Below are 18,920 nucleotides of genomic sequence, written 5' to 3' on the forward strand. Positions count from 1 at the left end.
CGAAGGCGGCAGCAGGTAATCGGTCTGGCGATCCACAGGGATGAAGCGGCTCATGGCGATCTTCTCAGCTCGGCGATGACGGTGGTCAGTATCTCACGGTGCAACGGAAAGACCGACAGGCTGCTAGGGTCGGGGCGAGGTCGCTGGCTGATTCCGCCATGCGCTGGGGCACATCGCGGCTGCGGGTAATCTTGCCGGTGGTGATGCCGTACACCAACCCAATGGTGACGAAGTAGATAAACATCAGCGGCACGAGCGAGCGCAGAAACGGCGAAGGAATCAAACCGCCCTCTTCGTTGCGCAGCGGCGAGGCTTCGGGTAGCACCACCAGCAGCACCAGGGCAATGTAGGCCAGCGTTGCCAATCCAACGCGCTTGAGGCCGCGCTTTTCGGCCTCCGTCAGCGTCGGCGTGACCACCTCGGTTTTGAAATCTTTACCCATGGGGAGCGTACGCTGTAGCCGTGGCTCCACTACTTTGTCGACCAGCAGGGTGCCGACGGCTGCCAGTACAAACACTGAACAGGCCACAAAGTAGTAGTTATCTACGGGAGAGATGTAAGCGTCTGGGTCTACCAGCCGAGCAGCATCGGTCGTAATACCTGCAAACAGCGCATCGCCCACGGTGATGAACAGGCTAGCATCAAACCCAGCCCCGGCGGCTGCGTAAGCAGCGGCGGCCCCCGCCACGGGATGTCTGCCCACTGAGTAGTAGACCATCGCGGCCAGCGGGATCAGGATGAGGTAGTTGGCATCGGAAGCAATGCTGCCGCAAATACCCGCCATAAATACGCAGAACGTCAGCAGTGAAGGCGGTGCCTTGGCGACGCTCACCTGCATCAGCGTCGACATCAGGCCCACTTTATCGGCCAGCCCAATGCCGAACATCACCACCAAAATCAGCCCCAGCGGCGGGAAGTTGACGAAGTTACTGACCACGCTGGTCAGCATGAACTCGACGCCATCCGCAGAGAGCAGGCTGCGAACGGTCACTTCTGCCTCGGTTTGCGGGTTGACCGCCGAGACGCCTAGCGCGGCTAAAATAGCGGAAATAACCACCACCAGGGCGGCCAAAATAGTGAATAGGATAAACGGGTGCGGCAGCTTATTGCCTACCCGCTCGATGGAAGCGAGAACACCTTGCATGACAGTTTCCTTATAAGAAGCCTTGTTATTCAACGTTGTTATGCCACTTAACGTGGCGGCTAGCGCTGTTAGTCGCGCTTCAGTAGTGATGTGGCCAGCGCCACAAACATGCCGCCTGCGACGGGCAGAATGGCATCGTTAAAGTCGTAGCGTTCGTTATGCAGGTAGGCGCTGTCGCCGTTCCCCACAAAGAAGAAACACCCCGGTACTTCTTGCAGGTAAAACGCAAAATCCTCAGCGCCCATGGTGGGCATGTAGTCCAGCTGCTGAATATCGGCGCTGACGCCTTGTTCGGCGGCAATCGCCAACACACGCTCCGACCAAGCGGTATCGTTTACTAACGGAGGGATTTGGTGCTGATGCTCTAGCTGAAAACGAGCGCCGTGAGCGGAACACACCCCATTAACGACCTGTTCCAGCTTGCCGACCAATGCAGCGCGGGAGCTTTCCCGGTCGCTGCGGATGTTGACCAGCAGCTCTGCTTGGCCTGGAATCACGTTGGCGGCGCCGCCCGCATGAAAGGCCGCGACGGTAATCACGCCTGCTTCCAACGGTGATTTATGGCGGCCCACCAGCCCTTGCAGCTGCTGAACGAGAGACGCGCCCACATAGATCGGGTCGACCGCTAAATGCGGCATGGCCGCGTGGCCAGAGACGCCTTCAATGGTGATTTTGAAGGTGTCGTTACCGCCCATAGCGGGGCCGGGTTTGACGAACAGCTGCCCTTCGGGAAAGCCAGGGCGGTTGTGGTAGCCAAAAATCGCGTCTACCTGCGGGTTTTGGAGCACGCCCGCTTTGACCATCTTATCGGCCCCGTTTCCACCCTCTTCTCCTGGCTGAAACAGCAGTTTGATGTAGCCGCAGAGCTGATCGCGCTGGGCGATAATCGCTTCAGCGGCGAGCAGCAGCGTCGCTGTGTGTCCATCGTGGCCGCAGGCGTGCATCAGCCCTTCTCGTTGGGAGCGGTGCGCAAAGCTGTTGGCTTCTTTGATCGGCAGCGCATCCATATCGGCCCGAAAGGCAATCACAGGGCCTTTACGGCCGGTGTCCAGCTCGGCCAGTACGCCGGTAGTAGCAATGCCTTCGGTGACCTTATAGCCCAGTGACGTCAGCCGTTCGGCCACCCGTTTGGCCGTGTCAGTTTCCTCGAATTTGAGCTCTGGATGCTGGTGAAGCTGATGGCGCACGGCCACCGCGTCGTCAATTTGTGGCTGGGTGAAAAAGGGGGATGAATGCATGTCCTGTCCTTGCCGTTGTCTGTGTCGTTGTGGGCATCGGTAACGCTAAGCGACTTGGCGGGCAGGAACGAGTGCCAAAAGAGATGTGTTTGTTGCTTTCAAAGCAACGATGTGCGCAGGGGAGGCGCTGATGAATGTCGGAGATAGGAATTCGAACAAAACGTAGTATTGGGTGTGATTAAGGAACCGCTGATCAATTCGTCTCTAAGTGGCTGAAACGCTCATAATGGCGCTTTCACTGCATCAGCGGTCGCTTTCTGACCAGCGAAGGTGGTCTGTTTCCCTTGCCAGCTGGATTATCCGGCTGGCAGGGCAGATTCAAGACGCACTGGCCCTGTCAACGCGTCCTTCGCATCGTGCCGCCAGCACCAGATTGGCCAGCCCGAACAGGCTGAATAGCTGCGCCTGGTTCTTGGCCAGCCCCTTGTAGCTCACCTTCCGGTAGCCGAAGAGGTTCTTGAACACATGAAACGGATGCTGGCCTTCGCCTTCTCGATCTTGAGCAGCAGCGCTTTCATCGGGCTGTCGTCTATCTTCTTGATGGCGCCACGCTTGGCGGACACACAGCAGCGAGAGTCCGGAGCATCCTTCTCTTCCTCCAGATGCTTCCACATGCCGGTGTAGCCCGCGTCGCCGTATACCCGCTGGTCATCGTCCCGAACCAGGTGGCCCGCCATGGTGGCATCGGCGACGTTGGCCGAGGTGGCGTCGACGATGGTGCCCTCGCACATGAGCAGGCCCTGCTCAGCCAAGTGGGCGTTGATCTCCTCGAAGATCCGCTGGGTCTGCGCATGCTTCTCCAACAGATGAAGGAAGCGCAGCAGCGTGGTCGCGCCCGGTACGCTCTCGATGGCCAGATCGATACCCATGAAGTCGCGCATCGCCTGACTATCGTAGATCGCATCTTCGAGCGCCTCGTCGGTGAGCGCATACCACTGTTGCAGGAAGTAGATCCGCAGCATGCGCTCCAGGTCGATGGGTGAACGGCCACGCTTGCCCGCTGCGTTCAGGAAGTAGGACGGCGACAGCGCGTCGAGGAGCCGTTGCCAAGGCACCAGCACCTCCATCTGGGCCAGAAACCGCTCGCGGCGGGTTACCTTCTTCTTGTTCTGGTGCTCTGCCTGGGCGAAAGAGATCTGCTTCATCGGGTGGCTCGGTTAGCAAGTGATGGACAGCTAAGATTTTACCCTGCCGGTAGCGCTCTGGCAGCTTCAGGGGGATTTATGCAGCGTTTCCCTAATGCAAGGCATTTTCCCTAATCCATTATGGCCGCATCAAAGAAGCGATTCATGCGTGTCGGTGCATGTGGGTAAGCATCCCAGATGCTGGCTATGGCCAGCGGGAGCTGGCGACAGATGATCTGCTGAGTGTTTATGAAGCGGCTGGCGGTATTTCCATCGCCTGACTGACGAGGCCCGCCAGAGAGGTGCGCTATGAGCCCAAGACGAAAAGAGAAACACCCTATGAATGGCAGAGGCCCCAACTTCTGGCATGGGCTGCTGGATTTTTTTGCCCATCACTTTGGTGGCCATGCTTACGTTCACGATGGGCTTTATTCGTGGTGTTCACCGAGGGCGGTAGCCTGAAGAAATCACTACTCCATGGAAAAACGCTTCGTTGCCCCTCTCACTGAACCTGAACAACAGACGCTGACCTCCGCCTATCACCATGGCGAGAAGCGCGCTCTCCGTCGTCGGGCGCATGCCATTCTACTGAGTGACCAAGGCCATACGATTAACCAAATCAGTGAGATACTTTAGGTTCGCCGTGATGCCGTATCACGATGGTTCAAGCAATGGGAAGTGTCCGGTTTTGATGGTCTCATTCACTCAAGAGCCAACGTGACGAAACGGACTGGCGACGGAAACGGTCATAGAAGCGTTTGACCAGTTTGTGATCCAGAAGGATCCAGACACCTTCGCCGTTGTGGTGCTCGACAATGCCAGCATGCATCGCTCCATCGGTGGTTACGGAGCTGATCACGCGATTAATTTTGAATAGGCGTCTGGGACGCCGCCAGCACATACAAAAACTCCAGCCCCAGCGTCGCGGCGGCCAGCGAGGTAATGTCGCCGTGGTCGTAGGCGGGGTTCACTTCCACTAGGTCCATGCCCACCAGTTCCATCCCCACCATACCGCGCATCACTTTCAGCATCAGATCGGTAGACATGCCGCCGCATACCGGCGTGCCGGTGCCCGGTGCAAAGGCGGGGTCCAGGCCGTCGATGTCCAGCGTGACGTAGGCTGGGTGATGGCCCACCCGCGCGCGAATGCGCTCCAGCACTGCCGCCGGGCCGTGGTCGTTCACCCAGTCGGCGTCCAGCACTTCGTAAGGGTGGTTGTTGCGGTCATAGCTGGTACGAATACCGATTTGCAGCGAGTGCTCCGGCACGACCAAGCCTTCTTGTAAGGCGTGGTGGAAAATCGTGCCGTGGTCAAAGCGCGTGCCTTGCTCATAGGTATCGGTGTGGGCATCAAAGTGAATCAGTGCCAGCGGGCCATGTTCACGGGCGTGAGCGCGCAGCAGCGGCAGGCTGATGTAGTGGTCGCCGCCCAGCGTCAGCATCTTTTTGCCTGCATTCAACCAGCGCATAGCGTGGGTTTCCAGGTTGTCTACCAGGCTTTCCGGCTCGCCGTAGGCGTAATCCAGGTTGCCGGCATCGCACACCCGCAGGCGCTCTTCCAGAGCAAAATCCCACGGCCAGCGCCTGCCTTCCCAAATCAGGTTGGCGGTGCTTTGGCGAATGGCGTTCGGCCCCATGCGGGTGCCAGAACGGCCAGAGCACGCTAGATCAAACGGTACGCCGCTAACTACGACTTCAGCATCGGTGGCGTTAGGGTCGGTAGCTTTGGGCACGCCCATAAACGTGGAGATAACGTCACCAAACAGGCTGGGCATGATCTGAGATGGGGTCACCTAACGTGTACTCCTATGGTGTGCAACAGTAAGAAAAGGGTGGCAAGCGCGAGCGGGGATGCTCAAGGAAGCGCGACGATAAGGAATTTTTCGTAATGAATGAAATGAATGTTTAGAATGAAATCATTCACACTATGAATAGTGAGGTGCTATGCGTTCGCTTCGCCACTTTGATCTTAATTTACTGCTGGTGTTCGAGACGCTGATGCGCGAGCGCCATGTCACCCGCGCTGCCGAAAAACTGCATTTAAGCCAGCCAGCGCTAAGCCATGCCCTCAAGCGCCTGCGAGAAGCGCTCGACGATCCGTTGCTGGTGCGCACCGATCAGGGCCTGCAGCCAACGTCCAGAGCGCTCGCACTGCTGCCAGTGGTGCAGCAAGCCTTAGCCGCGCTTCAGGAGGGCCTCGCGCCGCCTGCCATCTTTGCCCCAGCCACCAGCACCCGGCGTTTTACCCTGGCGACTACCGACTACTTTGAAGAGGTCATGTACCCGGCATTTCTTAGCCAGCTGTTGGGCTATGCGCCGGGCATCAGTTTTTCCATTGAGCTGATTACGCCGGAGGTGCTTAGTGAGGCGTTAGAGCAGCGCCAAGTGGATATGGTGGTGGGGTTGGATAGCCAATCATCGCTACCCAGCGGCGTGTTGCAAACGCCCTGGATGCACGAAGAGCTGGTGTGTCTGGCGGCCCAGCACAATCCGCACATGGGGGAAGCGTTGGAACTCGAGGCATTTGCCCGCCAGCCCCATGTGGAGCTTGCCGATATCAGCGGACTGCTGCCCAGCCGCATTGAGAGCTGCCTAGCCCAGCATGGGCTGAGCCGCCGGGTGATCTCGAAAAACCTCAACTACATCGCCGCCGCGCGGGTGGTGGCGCTCACCGATGCCATTATTACCTTACCCCGGCAAATGGCCGAGCGCTTTGTCGCGATGCTGCCCGTTCGCATGGTTGCCCCACCTGAAGAACTACCCGCCTTAACCATGACACTGATCCAGCATAGTCTCTACGCCAATGCCCCTGAAAACGTGTGGCTCTATGACGAGCTGACCGCGTTTGCACAGAGTGCTAGCCGGTAGAAAAATAACGTGTATGTAGTTGTGTTGTAAATAAACAACACAGTTGAATCAAAGGTTGAATGGTCACTGGCGGGCTCGGCATTAGATCCTAAACTGCTATCTGGCGCATTTTTTCGCGCAATAGTGAATAGGCAATAGTGAGTAGATAATAGTGAGTAGACAGCGCCCAAAGACGTTGGGGCAACCACCCGGCTGCAAGGGATTGGGCGCTGAACGCAGACAAACCAAGGGAGAAAGCGTGTGAAAATAGGCGCACCGAAAGAGATTGCTCGGGGAGAAGCGCGAGTCGCGTTGACCCCCGAGAGCGCAAAGCAACTTCAGAAGCTTGGCCATGAATGTCTCATCGAAACAGGTGCCGGCCTGGCCGCGGGTTTTAATGACGACACTTATCGTGATGCTGGTGTGACGGTGGTAGACAGCGCCGACGCGCTTTGGCGCGACGCTGAGGTGGTCATTAAAGTCCGCGAGCCCTCTGATGAAGAGGCCGAGCGGCTGCGTGAAGGTCAAACACTGATTGCCTTCTTCTGGCCCGCGCAAAACGAAGCGTTACTGGAGAAGTGCAAAGCCCAAGGCGCTACCGTGATCGCGATGGACATGGTGCCGCGTATTTCTCGGGCGCAGAAGATGGATGCGCTGTCGTCCATGGCCAACATTGCGGGCTACCGCGCAGTGATCGAGGCGGGCAATAACTTTGGCCGCTTCTTCACCGGTCAGGTGACGGCGGCGGGCAAGGTGCCGCCTGCGAAAGTACTGGTGATCGGTGCTGGGGTGGCGGGCTTGGCGGCGATTGGCACGGCGACCAGCCTAGGCGCCGTAGTGCGCGCCTTTGACGTGCGCCCTGAGGTTTCTGAGCAGATCGAATCCATGGGCGCTGAGTTCCTGTTCCTTGATTTCGACGAGAGCCAGGACGGCTCCGAGAGCGGTGGCTACGCGGCCCCCTCAAGCCCTGAGTTCCGAGAAAAGCAGCTGGCGTGCTTCCGCGAACAGGCGCCGGACGTGGATATCGTGATTACCACGGCACTGATTCCCGGCAAGCCCGCGCCCAAGCTCTGGCTGGAAGACATGGTCGCCGCCATGAAACCCGGTTCGGTGATCGTGGATTTGGCTGCCGAGAAGGGCGGCAACTGCGACCTGACCAAGCCCGGTGAGCGCGTAGTAAGTGATAACGGCGTGGTGGTGGTCGGCTATACCGACTTCCCCTCGCGCATGGCGACACAGGCCTCACTGCTCTACGCCACCAATATTCGCCACATGCTCACCGACCTCACCCCGGAGAAAGACGGCGTTATCCATCACAACATGGATGACGACGTGATTCGTGGGGCCACGGTGACGCACCAAGGGGAAGTCACCTTCCCACCGCCGCCGCCGAAGGTGAAAGCCATTGGCGCGGCCAAGCCGAAGAAAAAAGAGAAAGAGCCAACGCCTGAAGAGAAGAAAGCCGCCGAGCTTGCCACCTTCAAAGCGCAAACGAAGAGCCAAGTGACCATGTTGGCAGTGGGCGGCGCGCTGATGCTGCTACTGGGGTTAGTCGCTCCTGCCTCGTTTATGCAGCACTTTATTGTGTTTGTGCTGGCCTGCTTTATCGGCTTCCAGGTGATTTGGAAAGTGAGCCACTCGCTGCATACACCGCTCATGGCGGTCACTAACGCCATTTCCGGTATCATTATTTTGGGAGCGATCCTGCAGATTGGCTCGGGCAGCGCGGTGGTTAGCGTGCTGGCGGCTATTTCGGTGTTAATCGCATCAATCAATATCGTGGGTGGCTTCCTGGTAACACGCCGGATGCTGGCCATGTTCCAAAAATCCTAAGCGGCGGAGAGACGATATGTTAGAGCAAGGATTCGTATCTGCCGCAGCGATTGCGGCAAGCGTGCTGTTTATTCTGTCGCTGGGCGGCTTGAGTAACCAGGAAAAAGCCAAGCGCGCCGTGTGGTACGGCATCGTGGGTATGGCGGTCGCGGTGTTTTTCACTGCGTTTGGCCCCGGTATCGGCGGCTACTGGTGGCTTATCCCGATGATGCTGATTGGCGCAGCCATTGGTGCTTACGTAGCGGGCAAGGTTGAGATGACCGAAATGCCCCAGCTCGTGGCCGCGCTGCACAGCTTTGTGGGCTTGGCAGCGGTTTTCGTGGCTTGGAGTGCCGACCTGGAGCGTCGCCGTGTGATGGCTGCCCGCGCCGCTGAAGCATCGCTGGACCAGTTCTCCGCCTTTGCGGCACTGGTGGCAACCAAAGCCCCCGATGAGCTGATGTTTCTGCAAATCGAGGTGGTGCTGGGTATCTTCATTGGCGCGGTGACGTTCACCGGCTCGGTGATTGCCTTCGGTAAGCTGGCGGGCAAGGTGGACGGTAAGCCCAAGCAGCTGCCCGGCGGCCATATGCTGAATGCGGGTGCGGCGGCGCTCTCGCTGCTGTTGGCGATTATGTACCTCAACGGCGCAGGCTTCTGGACGCTGCTGGTGATTGCGGCGTTGGCGTTCTTTATCGGCTACCACCTGATTATGGGCATCGGCGGGGCGGATATGCCAGTGGTGGTCTCTATGCTGAACAGCTACTCCGGCTGGGCGGCGGCGGCGATTGGTTTCACGCTCTCCAACGACCTGCTGATCGTGACCGGTGCGCTGGTGGGCTCTTCCGGTGCAATTCTCTCTTACATTATGTGTAAGGCGATGAACCGTAACTTTGTCAGCGTGATTCTAGGCGGCTTTGGGGGCACGAAAGGGCCTGCTGCCGAAATTGAAGGCGAGCAGGTGTCGATTGATGCCAACGGCGTTGCCACGGCGCTTAACGATGCCGATAGCATCATTATCGTGCCGGGTTACGGTATGGCGGTGGCCCAAGCGCAAACGGCGGTGAGTGATTTAGTCCGCAAGCTGCGCGCCGCTGGCAAAACCGTCCGCTTCGGCATTCACCCCGTGGCTGGGCGCTTGCCAGGCCATATGAACGTCCTGCTGGCGGAAGCTAAGGTGCCTTACGATATCGTGCTGGAGATGGATGAGATTAACGACGACTTTGCCAGTACCGACGTGGTCATCGTTATCGGCTCCAACGATATCGTCAATCCTGCCGCCGAAGAGGACCCCAACAGCCCCATCGCGGGGATGCCGGTGCTCAAAGTATGGGAAGCGAAGCAGGTGTTCGTCAGCAAGCGTGGTCAGGGTACCGGCTACTCGGGCATTGAGAACCCGCTATTCTTCAAGGAGAACACGCGAATGTTCTACGGTGATGCTCGTGATAGCTTAAACGCCCTGCTACCGCTGGTGGAGTAATCAAGTAAAGCAGTAGACTGACAAGGAACGGGGCGCTCAGCGCCCCGTTTCACGTTTGATTGTTAATAGCTATCAGCTTGTTGGTTAAATGCAAATTGTGACTATTGAGTAGGTGCTTTAAAACTGTAAAACATGAATAACGCATCCGCTGACGATCTACACAGTAGCTTGCAGCAAAGATGCAGAGCATTTGTTCCCTTGGTATCGCCAAGGCATAGAGCAATAAGGGAGAGAGCTATGAGCGGTAAATGTCCTGTCATGCACGGTGGTAACACCTCGACCGGTACTTCCAACAAAGATTGGTGGCCGGAAGGGTTGAACCTGGATATTTTGCATCAGCAAGATCGCAAATCAGACCCGATGGATCCGGATTTCAACTACCGTGAAGAAGTACGCAAGCTCGATTTCGACGCGCTGAAGAAAGATGTCCACGCGTTGATGACCGATAGCCAAGAGTGGTGGCCCGCTGACTGGGGGCACTACGGCGGTTTGATGATCCGTATGGCTTGGCACTCCGCTGGCACCTACCGTATTGCTGATGGCCGTGGGGGCGGTGGTACCGGAAGCCAGCGCTTTGCACCGCTCAACTCCTGGCCGGACAACGTCAGCCTGGATAAAGCGCGCCGTCTGCTGTGGCCGATCAAGAAGAAGTACGGCAACAAGATCAGCTGGGCAGACCTGATGATTCTGGCTGGCACCGTGGCTTATGAGTCCATGGGCTTACCTGCTTACGGCTTCTCTTTCGGCCGCGTCGATATTTGGGAACCCGAAAAAGATATCTACTGGGGTGACGAAAAAGAGTGGCTGGCACCTTCTGACGAACGCTACGGCGACGTGAACAAGCCAGAGACCATGGAAAACCCGCTGGCGGCTGTCCAGATGGGTCTGATCTATGTGAACCCGGAAGGTGTTAACGGCCAGCCTGATCCGCTGAGAACTGCACAGCAGGTGCGCGAAACCTTCGCCCGTATGGCAATGAACGACGAAGAGACCGCAGCCCTGACCGCAGGTGGCCACACCGTGGGTAAGTGTCACGGTAATGGCGATGCCTCTGCGTTAGCCCCTGAGCCAGAAGCCTCTGACGTTGAAAACCAGGGCTTAGGTTGGGGCAACCCCAACATGCAGGGCAAGGCGAGCAACGCCGTGACCTCGGGCATTGAAGGTGCGTGGACCACCAACCCCACGAAATTCGATATGGGCTATTTCGACCTGCTGTTCGGCTACGAGTGGGAACTGAGAAAGAGTCCTGCCGGTGCCCACCAGTGGGAACCGATTGACATCAAAGAGGAAGACAAGCCGGTTGACGCCAGCGACCCCTCTATTCGCCACAACCCGATCATGACCGATGCGGATATGGCGATGAAGGTAGATCCGACCTATCGCGCTATCTGCGAAAAATTCATGGCCGATCCGGAGTACTTCAAGAAGACTTTCGCGAAAGCTTGGTTCAAGCTGACGCACCGTGACCTGGGCCCGAAATCACGTTACATCGGCCCGGAAGTGCCGGCAGAAGACCTGATTTGGCAAGATCCGATCCCGGCAGGCAGCACCGACTACTGCGAAGAAGTGGTGAAGCAGAAAATCGCGCAAAGTGGCCTGAGCATCAGCGAGATGGTCTCCACCGCTTGGGATAGCGCCCGTACTTATCGCGGTTCCGATATGCGCGGCGGTGCTAACGGTGCCCGCATTCGCTTGGCCCCACAGAACGAGTGGCAGGGCAACGAGCCGGAGCGCCTGGCGAAAGTGCTCAGCGTCTACGAGCAGATCTCCGCCGACACCGGCGCTAGCATCGCGGACGTGATCGTTCTGGCTGGTAGCGTAGGCATCGAGAAAGCCGCGAAAGCAGCAGGTTACGAGGTACGCGTTCCCTTCCTGAAAGGCCGTGGCGATGCGACCGCTGAGATGACCGACGCAGACTCCTTCGCACCGCTGGAGCCGCTGGCCGATGGCTTCCGCAACTGGCAGAAGAAAGAGTATGTGGTGAAGCCGGAAGAGATGCTGCTGGATCGTGCGCAGCTGGTGGGCTTAACCGGCCCGGAAATGACCGTGCTGCTGGGCGGTATGCGCGTACTGGGCACCAACTATGGTGGCACCAAACACGGCGTATTCACCGATCGTGAAGGCCAGTTGACCAACGACTTCTTTGTGAACCTGACCGATATGGGGAACAGCTGGAAGCCGGTAGGTAGCAACGCCTACGAAATCCGCGACCGCAAGACCGGTGCCGTGAAGTGGACCGCCTCGCGGGTGGATCTGGTATTTGGTTCCAACTCGCTGCTGCGCTCTTACGCAGAAGTGTACGCCCAGGACGATAACGGCGAGAAGTTCGTCAAGGATTTCGTGGCCGCCTGGACGAAGGTGATGAATGCGGATCGCTTTGACGTCGCGTAATCACTACTAGTGCCAGCAAAAACCCCCGCATCTCAAAGATGCGGGGTTTTTGCTATCTGCAGCCCTCGAGTCTTTACGTGCCAAAGTCCTTTCTGAGGTGCTTTCCAATCGTCGCTAGCACAGAGGGATCAGAACTCCTCCCATTCCGCGACTGCATGTTTCTGCCTAGTTTTTGAGGGGTGGCGATCAGGGGGAGGAAGAAAGGCTGAATCTGTCGCTGGGTGGGCCTTAGTGGCATAAGGGGCAGGAGAGGCGGGCATGCCTCCTTCATGAAGTACGAATTCATGCATCAGTTGATCAAGCCTTTGGGCGTTATCTCGCATGTTAGAGGCCAGCGTGGCGCTTTGGCTCACCATGGCAGCATTCTGCTGAGTCATCATATCCATCTCGGCCACGGCTGTATTGACCTGCTGTATCCCCGCCGTTTGTTCGCGGGCTCCTGCGGCTATCTCGGCGATGACATCTGTCACTTGAGTAACGCTGAGTCGAATCTCTTTCATGCGCTCAGCCGCTGCTTTGACGATTTCACCGCCCTCTTTCGAGTGGCTCACGGACATATCAATCAGCTCGCGAATATCATGCGCCGCTGAAGCCGAGCGACTGGCCAAGGTACGAACTTCGCTAGCTACCACAGCGAACCCGCGACCTTGCTCTCCAGCGCGTGCCGCTTCGACCGATGCATTAAGTGCCAATATATTGGTCTGGAAGGCAATCGAGTCAATCAAGCCAATAATGTTGCTGATTTTATTGGCAGAGTCACTGATGGCTTCCATTTTGGCTTCCATCTGATTCATGGACTCAGTGCCCCGTTCTGAGGCACTGGCGGCTTCAAGCGCCAAACTATTCGCTTGTTCCGAGGCCTGAGAAGTATGCGATACCGTAGAGTGGATCTGCTCCATCGAAGCAGATGTTTCTTGGAGGTTAGCCGCTGCCTGCTCCGTGCGAGACGAAAGTTCTTGAGTTCCTGCTGCCATATCGCTGGCATCGGATAGAACTGTTCGTGCATTCGTGCGAACTTCCTGAAGGGTGGACTGCATGCGCTCGACAAAGGCATTAAAGCCATGGGCCAGGTCGCCAATTTCATCCTGAGTTTTGGCTTCTAAACGGCGCGTCAAATCGCCTTTTCCTTTGGCAATATCGGCCATGGCACTGGCGGTATGCTTGATAGGCGCAAGTGAGCGCCGCGCCGCATAGGCAACCACCAGCAGCAGCAATATCAAGAGCACGCCCCCCGCCAGCAGCAGCGACTGCAGCAGGCTGTTTGTCACGGTGGTAAAGGCAGTGATGGGAACAGTGACTCCCACCACCCAGGAAGTGCCTTCCACTGGACTCCACATGAGCACGGTCTGCTCGCCGCTGGGCATGGTTATTTCACCGGAGCCCGCTGTGCCGCTGAGTATTTGCTGACTCAATGCATCCATGCCTTGGTAGCCCTGCTGGTCGGCATCGGTGTAATTGAGCGACATGCGGTACTCTTCAACCGGATGGGCAATGACCTGTCCTTGGCTGTCGATGAGCCAGCCGTAGCTGCCTTCACCAACATTAATATCGGAGGTGATATCAGACACGGCGGCCATGGAGACGGTCATGCCCAACAGTCCCGCTCGATTGCCACGTTCATCGAATACCGTATCAGCGACAATGGCCGTTGGCAGGCCGCTCACCATGGAAATAACCGGATCGCTTAGCAGACTATCCTGGGTGCCGTCAGTCACCAAGGCTTTGAAATAAGGACGTTCGGCTATCTGCAAGTTGACGCCAGCGTGCGTTAACGTCGCACCCGTGGCATCGGTGAAGAACAGTGACTCGATCGTGCCCCCCGGCGGGTAGCGCTTTTCGAGCCAATCGCGGTGCGACGCAAGCGGCACGTCTTCCACCAAACGCTCATCCAGAGCCAGCACGGCTATCCAGTTACGGTACCCGGTAATCCAGCGACTGATCTCATCGGCCCGCGCTTCTACCTGCCGCTTACCGGCATTGTCAATTAAAGCAGGAATGGCCTGGTTAAGCTGTTGATTGACCACAAACCCTAAAATAACGGCTACCGCTACGAGAGGAAGCGCGACTGCGACCAGCAGTTTCTGCGTCAGTGAGAGACGAGAAATTTTTTTCATTTGTTGCCTCGAAGTGTTGGCCAGAAGTAGATCACGAGGGCGCTGGTGAGTGTCATTTTCTGGCTGTTTTTATGGTTCCCTAGGAGTTGTATTGCTACCGTCAAACATTGGCGGTGCATGATGCGTTTGCTTTCATTGTTTTTGATGTTTTCAATCTAGCATGATAGTGCTGGGCTAATATTTTTTCTGGTTTTTAATGTATTTTTTGTTTGGTTTTCATGTATCGCTTATGTATCTCTTGTGTTTTTTAGTGATCTTGTTAAATCATTGGGGTAATCAACATCAGTGAACACGCCTGGATCATCAAGAGAGACATGAATAACACGGTTGCTATGCTTTTTGATGACAGTGTTCGCGCCATTCGTGTTTTCTAAATGCGCTAATTCTTTCCAAAAATTTCTACCAAAAACAACAGGATGGCCGGTTTTTCCTTGGTGTGATGGTTTTACGATGCACTCTGGTGTAGCCTTCTCAGTTAGTTTGCAACATGTTTCTTGACTTACCCAGGGGAGATCGGCCAACCAGATGGCTGCTGCTCGGTAATGCTGCGTGTTTTCATCGCTGCATAGTTGTCTGAAGGCATCGCTAATGCTATAGCCCAGGCCCAAGTGACTTCGCGAACTAATAATCGTAGAGAATTGTGCAGAGAGTTCGAGAGACTCGAGGTTGTCCTCAGGTTTTATGACGATGCTAATGTTGGAAAAGTGTTTCTGGATGGCTGATAAAGTGGTATTTAAGAGTGTTTTTCCGCTATTTAATTGCGCTATTCTTTTGTCGCTGCCAAAGCGGCTTGATTGGCCAGCCGCCATTACGATAACGATAATGTCGCTACAAGGCATGACGCTCTTTTCCTCGGTAAAGGCGCACAATGTCGGCCATCACGGCTAGGGCGATTTCTGCGGGTGTTTTGCTACCCAGGTTCAGGCCAATGGGCATGACAATTCGAGCTAACTGGGTTTCCGTCAGGCCGCCGGAGCGTAGCAAACGCTCGGCGCGCTGTTGCGAGGTTTGCTGAGAGCCCATAACGCCAATGTAAAAGGCGTCCGTTCGGACAGCTTCGATCATCGCTAAATCATCAATACGCGGGTCGTGGGTCAAGGCCACAACGGCGGTATTGGCATGGCAACCGCCCGAGGTGATAAACACGGAGGGCAGCACTGCCTGCACTTCCACGCCCGCGACAGCAAAATTTTGCCTAGCCTCGTCTCTGGGATCGCAGACAATCACTTCAAAACCGAGTGATTGGGCAAACAGGGCACATGGCGCAGAGATCGCGGAGATCCCCGCGATGATCAGCCGTAGCGCAGGGCCTATGCGAATATTGACGCTAGCGGTATCGAAAGTAACGGTGGACTCGGTGTTATTCGATGGGTTAAAGCGCTTGCCGCTGCCATCCAACTTGATACAGCGGGTTAGCGGTTGGCGACCCAGTAACGTGGCATGCATCACTTCTAGGTGAGTGAGGTTTTCGGTGTTGGGCGCTAGCCGTTCAACCAGTATTTCTAGGCTGCCACCGCAGGGTAAACGAATATTCGCTGAATTAGCGTCACCGCCATAGCGCACCCGTTGAACCGGTTCGTTAAACTCACCCTTTTGAAGCCTTGCGATAAAGTCTTCTTCGACACAGCCACCCGACAGTGACCCTAGATAGTCGCCTGTCGAACATGCGGCCAGCATGGCACCCGGCTCCCGGGGGGCCGAGCCAAAGGTTTTCATAACTGTGCATAGCCAAACGGTCAGTCCCTGGTTGGCCCACTTCAGCGCCCGTTCGATAACCTGTAGATCAAGATGGTGCATTAACTCGTCGCCTCCATGGGGAGTCGAAAGGCGGCTTTCAGCGCATCGCGAATGGTGTCAGGAGTAAAAGGGGGATGGGTAAAGCGTACTCCTGTGGCATCAAAAAGCGCGTTGGCAATCGCGGGAGCGCCGGGCAGTGAGGCGGACTCCCCAACGCCGAGTGGGGGCAGTTCAGGGCGGTCAAGCAGCATGACATCGATGGTAGGAAGCTCCGAGAAACGCAGAATAGGGTAGCCGCCCCACTCTCTGCTGGTTGGTAAACCATCCTCAAAGGTTACCCGCTCCTTTAAAGTACGACTGAGCATCTGGATCACATTGCCATGCACCTGATGGCGAACGCCAGCGGGGTTCACCATCAAGCCTGCATCCTGGCCTACATATAGGTTCTCGACGACAATCCGCCCACTCTGCACATTGACTTTAAGCTCAATCACCCAGGCGGCGAGCGCGGCGCCAAAGCCTGGAAATTTGCTATGTACGTACTGGGCGTAAGCGAAGCCGCGGCCGTAGCGCCACTCGCCATCGCTACGCGGATTGGCGTTAGCGGTACCAGGTTTCCAGCTCGCCCGTTCGGCTAGCGCTTCGACAAGTTCGCAGGCGCGGTTATCGGCTAAATAGCGCAACCGATAGGCGACAGGATCTTCACCCGCCAAGTAGGCGAGTTCATCAATATAGCTTTCGTGGGCGAAGGTGCTGGGCAGCGCCGAGACACCACGCAGCCAGGAGGCGCGCACCAGGGTCGGGACGTCGTCGCATACTATTTGGCGATGAGGGTAGCGGTAGGGCGGCACCGACGTTCGATCCCCCATCTCAAAGGGGATATCAATCGGTGAGGCCGCACCGGTCAGCAGCAGTGCCAGGGTGGGCGCACTGTTAGAGGGGTAGCGCGTATTAAAACGATAACCTGCTGGGCTGCCATCTGCGTTCAAGCCGCCCTGGATGGCCATATACTGAGCAGCCCCTTTAGGCTCCCAGGTGTGCTCCTGCTCACGGGTTAGTTGCACTCGGACAGGACGGCCAACCGCCTGAGACAGCAGCACTGCATCCGCGCCAACGTCGTCGGCGCAGTTGCGGCCATAGCAGCCCGAGGTTTCCATGCGGGTAATGGTGATAACGCCTTCATCCAAATCGGTAAGGCGGGCAAGGTCGGCGCGCAGGCTGTGCGGATTTTGGGTGCCCGACCATACGTGAAGGCCATCTTCATTGGCATCGGCGACAGCGCACGAAGGGCCAATGGAGCCATGCAGTTGGAAAGGCCACACATAGTGGCGATTGAGCGGTTGGTCGGCGGCGGCCAGAGCACTTTCGAGATCACCCTCTTCGAGGAGAATGCGCTGCTTGCTGGGCAGGTCGAGCAGTGATTGCTCTATGTTGTCCAACTGAGGTAAGCCTTCGATGGGGCGCCACTGGATCTTTAGCTGTTTGGCTGCGGCAGCAGCCTGCTCTTCACGCTCGGCCACCACGCCAACAAAGTCACCGACCACGACGACGCTTATCACACCGGGCAAATGCGCCACAGAGCTTTCATCTACCGCGATTAAACTGTTGCCAATAAAGTCACCGCTATCATGGCCTACATAAGGCGGGCGAATCACTCGCCCATGCAGCATGTTGGGCAGGCGTAGGTCGTGGATAAAGGTCAATTGCCCGGTAGCCTTGGCGGGTATATCCACGCGGGAGGTCGATTGGCCGACCAGGGTATAATGGCTGACCGGCTTAAGCGGCACCTCATCGGCGAGCTTTAACGCATGACGGGTACCTAGCAGTAACTCCCCGAAGCTCACGTATGAGCGGTTATTATCACTTGGCGAAATAGCGCCGTTCTGGCAGCTAAGTAGCGAGCGCTCAGTGTCAAAGTGCTCTGCTGCCAGTGTTAATAGGTACTCCCGCGCCTGGGCCGCCGCTCGGCGTAGAGGCTCAGCAGTGATCTGAATCGACGCACTGGCAATGGTAGGGCCTTGGTTGGGGGCTTCAACGGAGTTGCCCAGCACCATTGTGACGCTGTCGAACGCGACGCTAAGCTCTTCTGCAACAATTTGAGCGAGCGCCGTGCGTATGCCGGTGCCCAGGTCTACGTGGCCGTTGAAAGCCACGATATGACTATCGCTCAATACGGCAATGAATATTTCGGGCTCATGGGGGGTGAAGTTTGAGTGTGTACCTGGCTGTCCGGGCGCGGGCTTGGGGGGCGTAACCGGGTCGCGATAGATCACCAGGACATCAGACCCATACAGCAGTGACTCTCTTGTATAGTCTGATTTGTCAGCCATGTCTGCCTCCCACGCTCGCGTTTACGATGATCAGTGCGGATGAATTTTAGGTGATGAAAGAGCGATAACTAAGGTAAAATTATAGCGTGTACGCCATAAAAGCATGATGAATTGATCCAGCGCAAGGAGTATTTCATACGTTGATGCATCATTTTGTTAACCAGTGCCATACTCGATACATGACGTCGCCAATAGATTAAGGATATGGAATGACAATGGATAGTGCGTTCAAACACTCGTCTTCCGGCGAGCACTCTACGCCTTCAGAGCAGGGGTATGATTTTTCTGAGCAAGTAGGCCATCTACTGCGTAAAGCCTACCAGCGGCATACGGCTATTTTTCAGCGCTACAGCAGCGATAAACAGCTCACGGCCATACAGTTTGTAACGCTGTGTACGGTGATGGAGCGCGGCCCCAGCTCGTTAACCGATATCGTCAACGCCACGGCGATTGATCCAGCCACTATCCGCGGCGTCATTAAACGTCTTAAAGCGCGGGGGTGGATCTCACTAACCACCGACCCCAATGATCAACGCAAAGTCATGGTCGTGATCACCGAGCCTGGCGAGACATTAGTCGAGGGCATGGTGCCCAGTGCCAAGCAAATTAGCGATCAGACCATGAAAAATCTCAATCCGGCAGAGCGGGTTGCCTTAATGCATCTGCTGGAAAAAATGAACGCTGATTCTTCTGTTACCTAATC

12 protein-coding genes and 2 pseudogenes are annotated in these 18,920 nt (G+C 56.6%); 6 read left to right on the plus strand and 8 right to left on the minus strand.

Annotated features, from left to right (window positions below; genetic code table 11):
• Positions 1 to 85: 85 nt before the first annotated feature.
• The 3 genes and pseudogenes from L1249_RS13165 to L1249_RS13175 form a co-directional block, all read right to left on the minus strand.
• Complete coding sequence (locus tag L1249_RS13165) at positions 86 to 1,144, minus strand: AbgT family transporter (protein ID WP_228168969.1); 1,059 nt, start codon at positions 1,142 to 1,144, stop codon at positions 86 to 88.
• A gap of 68 nt (positions 1,145 to 1,212) precedes the next feature.
• Complete coding sequence (locus L1249_RS13170; RefSeq protein ID WP_228168968.1) at positions 1,213 to 2,382, minus strand: M20 metallopeptidase family protein; 1,170 nt, start codon at positions 2,380 to 2,382, stop codon at positions 1,213 to 1,215.
• Between the two features lie 318 nt (positions 2,383 to 2,700).
• Positions 2,701 to 3,527: pseudogene (locus L1249_RS13175) on the minus strand (transposase).
• Positions 3,528 to 3,983: 456 nt separating this feature from the next.
• Between L1249_RS13175 and L1249_RS13180 the strand changes: the two are divergent.
• A pseudogene (locus tag L1249_RS13180) lies at positions 3,984 to 4,208 on the plus strand (helix-turn-helix domain-containing protein); the annotation flags it as partial.
• Positions 4,209 to 4,369: 161 nt separating this feature from the next.
• Here L1249_RS13180 and speB read toward each other — a convergent pair.
• Positions 4,370 to 5,281, minus strand: coding sequence for an agmatinase (speB, locus tag L1249_RS13185; RefSeq protein WP_054641041.1), 912 nt, complete (start codon positions 5,279 to 5,281; stop codon positions 4,370 to 4,372).
• 169 nt (positions 5,282 to 5,450) lie between these two features.
• Here speB and L1249_RS13190 point away from each other — a divergent pair, with 169 nt between their 5' ends.
• From L1249_RS13190 to katG, 4 genes are all read left to right on the plus strand, one after another.
• The gene (locus L1249_RS13190) at positions 5,451 to 6,374 is read left to right on the plus strand and encodes a LysR family transcriptional regulator (RefSeq protein WP_228168967.1); all 924 of its coding nucleotides are present in this window, start codon (positions 5,451 to 5,453) and stop codon (positions 6,372 to 6,374) included.
• Positions 6,375 to 6,614: 240 nt separating this feature from the next.
• The gene (locus L1249_RS13195; RefSeq protein ID WP_228168966.1) at positions 6,615 to 8,186 is read left to right on the plus strand and encodes a Re/Si-specific NAD(P)(+) transhydrogenase subunit alpha; all 1,572 of its coding nucleotides are present in this window, start codon (positions 6,615 to 6,617) and stop codon (positions 8,184 to 8,186) included.
• A 16-nt stretch (positions 8,187 to 8,202) separates the two neighbouring features.
• On the plus strand, positions 8,203 to 9,645 hold the full coding sequence (locus L1249_RS13200) for an NAD(P)(+) transhydrogenase (Re/Si-specific) subunit beta (protein WP_137093931.1): 1,443 nt from the start codon (positions 8,203 to 8,205) through the stop codon (positions 9,643 to 9,645).
• 237 nt (positions 9,646 to 9,882) lie between these two features.
• Positions 9,883 to 12,036 (plus strand): catalase/peroxidase HPI, encoded by a 2,154-nt coding sequence (gene katG / locus L1249_RS13205; protein ID WP_228168965.1) that lies wholly within the window; start codon positions 9,883 to 9,885, stop codon positions 12,034 to 12,036.
• Between the two features lie 128 nt (positions 12,037 to 12,164).
• On the opposite strand, the gene L1249_RS13210 is transcribed toward katG, so the two are convergent.
• The 4 genes from L1249_RS13210 to L1249_RS13225 all read right to left on the minus strand — a co-directional run bounded on the left by L1249_RS13210 (position 12,165) and on the right by L1249_RS13225 (position 18,217).
• Positions 12,165 to 14,150 carry a methyl-accepting chemotaxis protein gene (locus tag L1249_RS13210; RefSeq protein ID WP_213262402.1) on the minus strand — a complete coding sequence of 662 codons (1,986 nt, stop codon included), beginning with the start codon at positions 14,148 to 14,150 and terminating at the stop codon, positions 12,165 to 12,167.
• A 227-nt stretch (positions 14,151 to 14,377) separates the two neighbouring features.
• Complete coding sequence (locus tag L1249_RS13215; protein ID WP_213262403.1) at positions 14,378 to 14,989, minus strand: nucleotidyltransferase family protein; 612 nt, start codon at positions 14,987 to 14,989, stop codon at positions 14,378 to 14,380.
• The gene (locus L1249_RS13220) at positions 14,979 to 15,947 is read right to left on the minus strand and encodes an XdhC family protein (RefSeq protein WP_213262404.1); all 969 of its coding nucleotides are present in this window, start codon (positions 15,945 to 15,947) and stop codon (positions 14,979 to 14,981) included. Before L1249_RS13220 ends, L1249_RS13215 begins: the two co-directional genes overlap by 11 nt.
• Positions 15,947 to 18,217 (minus strand): xanthine dehydrogenase family protein molybdopterin-binding subunit, encoded by a 2,271-nt coding sequence (locus L1249_RS13225; protein ID WP_213262405.1) that lies wholly within the window; start codon positions 18,215 to 18,217, stop codon positions 15,947 to 15,949. The genes L1249_RS13220 and L1249_RS13225 overlap by 1 nt, the downstream gene beginning before the upstream one ends.
• 209 nt (positions 18,218 to 18,426) lie before the next feature.
• Here L1249_RS13225 and L1249_RS13230 point away from each other — a divergent pair, with 209 nt between their 5' ends.
• Positions 18,427 to 18,918, plus strand: coding sequence for a MarR family winged helix-turn-helix transcriptional regulator (locus L1249_RS13230; protein ID WP_319001042.1), 492 nt, complete (start codon positions 18,427 to 18,429; stop codon positions 18,916 to 18,918).
• Positions 18,919 to 18,920 lie beyond the last annotated feature (2 nt).

The organism is Halomonas sp. Cn5-12 (genome assembly GCF_021532545.1).
GTDB classification, from domain to species: Bacteria; Pseudomonadota; Gammaproteobacteria; order Pseudomonadales; family Halomonadaceae; genus Vreelandella; species Vreelandella aquamarina.

Bases quoted from the DNA above. Each gene is read 5' to 3' on its own strand.
- L1249_RS13165 (WP_228168969.1), bottom strand. From the start codon at position 1,144: ATGCAAGGTGTTCTCGCTTCCATCGAGCGGGTAGGCAATAAGCTGCCG.
- L1249_RS13170 (WP_228168968.1), bottom strand. From the start codon at position 2,382: ATGCATTCATCCCCCTTTTTCACCCAGCCACAAATTGACGACGCGGTG.
- speB (WP_054641041.1), bottom strand. From the start codon at position 5,281: ATGCCCAGCCTGTTTGGTGACGTTATCTCCACGTTTATGGGCGTGCCC.
- L1249_RS13190 (WP_228168967.1), top strand. From the start codon at position 5,451: ATGCGTTCGCTTCGCCACTTTGATCTTAATTTACTGCTGGTGTTCGAG.
- L1249_RS13200 (WP_137093931.1), top strand. From the start codon at position 8,203: ATGTTAGAGCAAGGATTCGTATCTGCCGCAGCGATTGCGGCAAGCGTG.
- katG (WP_228168965.1), top strand. From the start codon at position 9,883: ATGAGCGGTAAATGTCCTGTCATGCACGGTGGTAACACCTCGACCGGT.
- L1249_RS13210 (WP_213262402.1), bottom strand. From the start codon at position 14,150: ATGAAAAAAATTTCTCGTCTCTCACTGACGCAGAAACTGCTGGTCGCA.
- L1249_RS13215 (WP_213262403.1), bottom strand. From the start codon at position 14,989: ATGCCTTGTAGCGACATTATCGTTATCGTAATGGCGGCTGGCCAATCA.
- L1249_RS13220 (WP_213262404.1), bottom strand. From the start codon at position 15,947: ATGCACCATCTTGATCTACAGGTTATCGAACGGGCGCTGAAGTGGGCC.
- L1249_RS13225 (WP_213262405.1), bottom strand. From the start codon at position 18,217: ATGGCTGACAAATCAGACTATACAAGAGAGTCACTGCTGTATGGGTCT.
- L1249_RS13230 (WP_319001042.1), top strand. From the start codon at position 18,427: ATGACAATGGATAGTGCGTTCAAACACTCGTCTTCCGGCGAGCACTCT.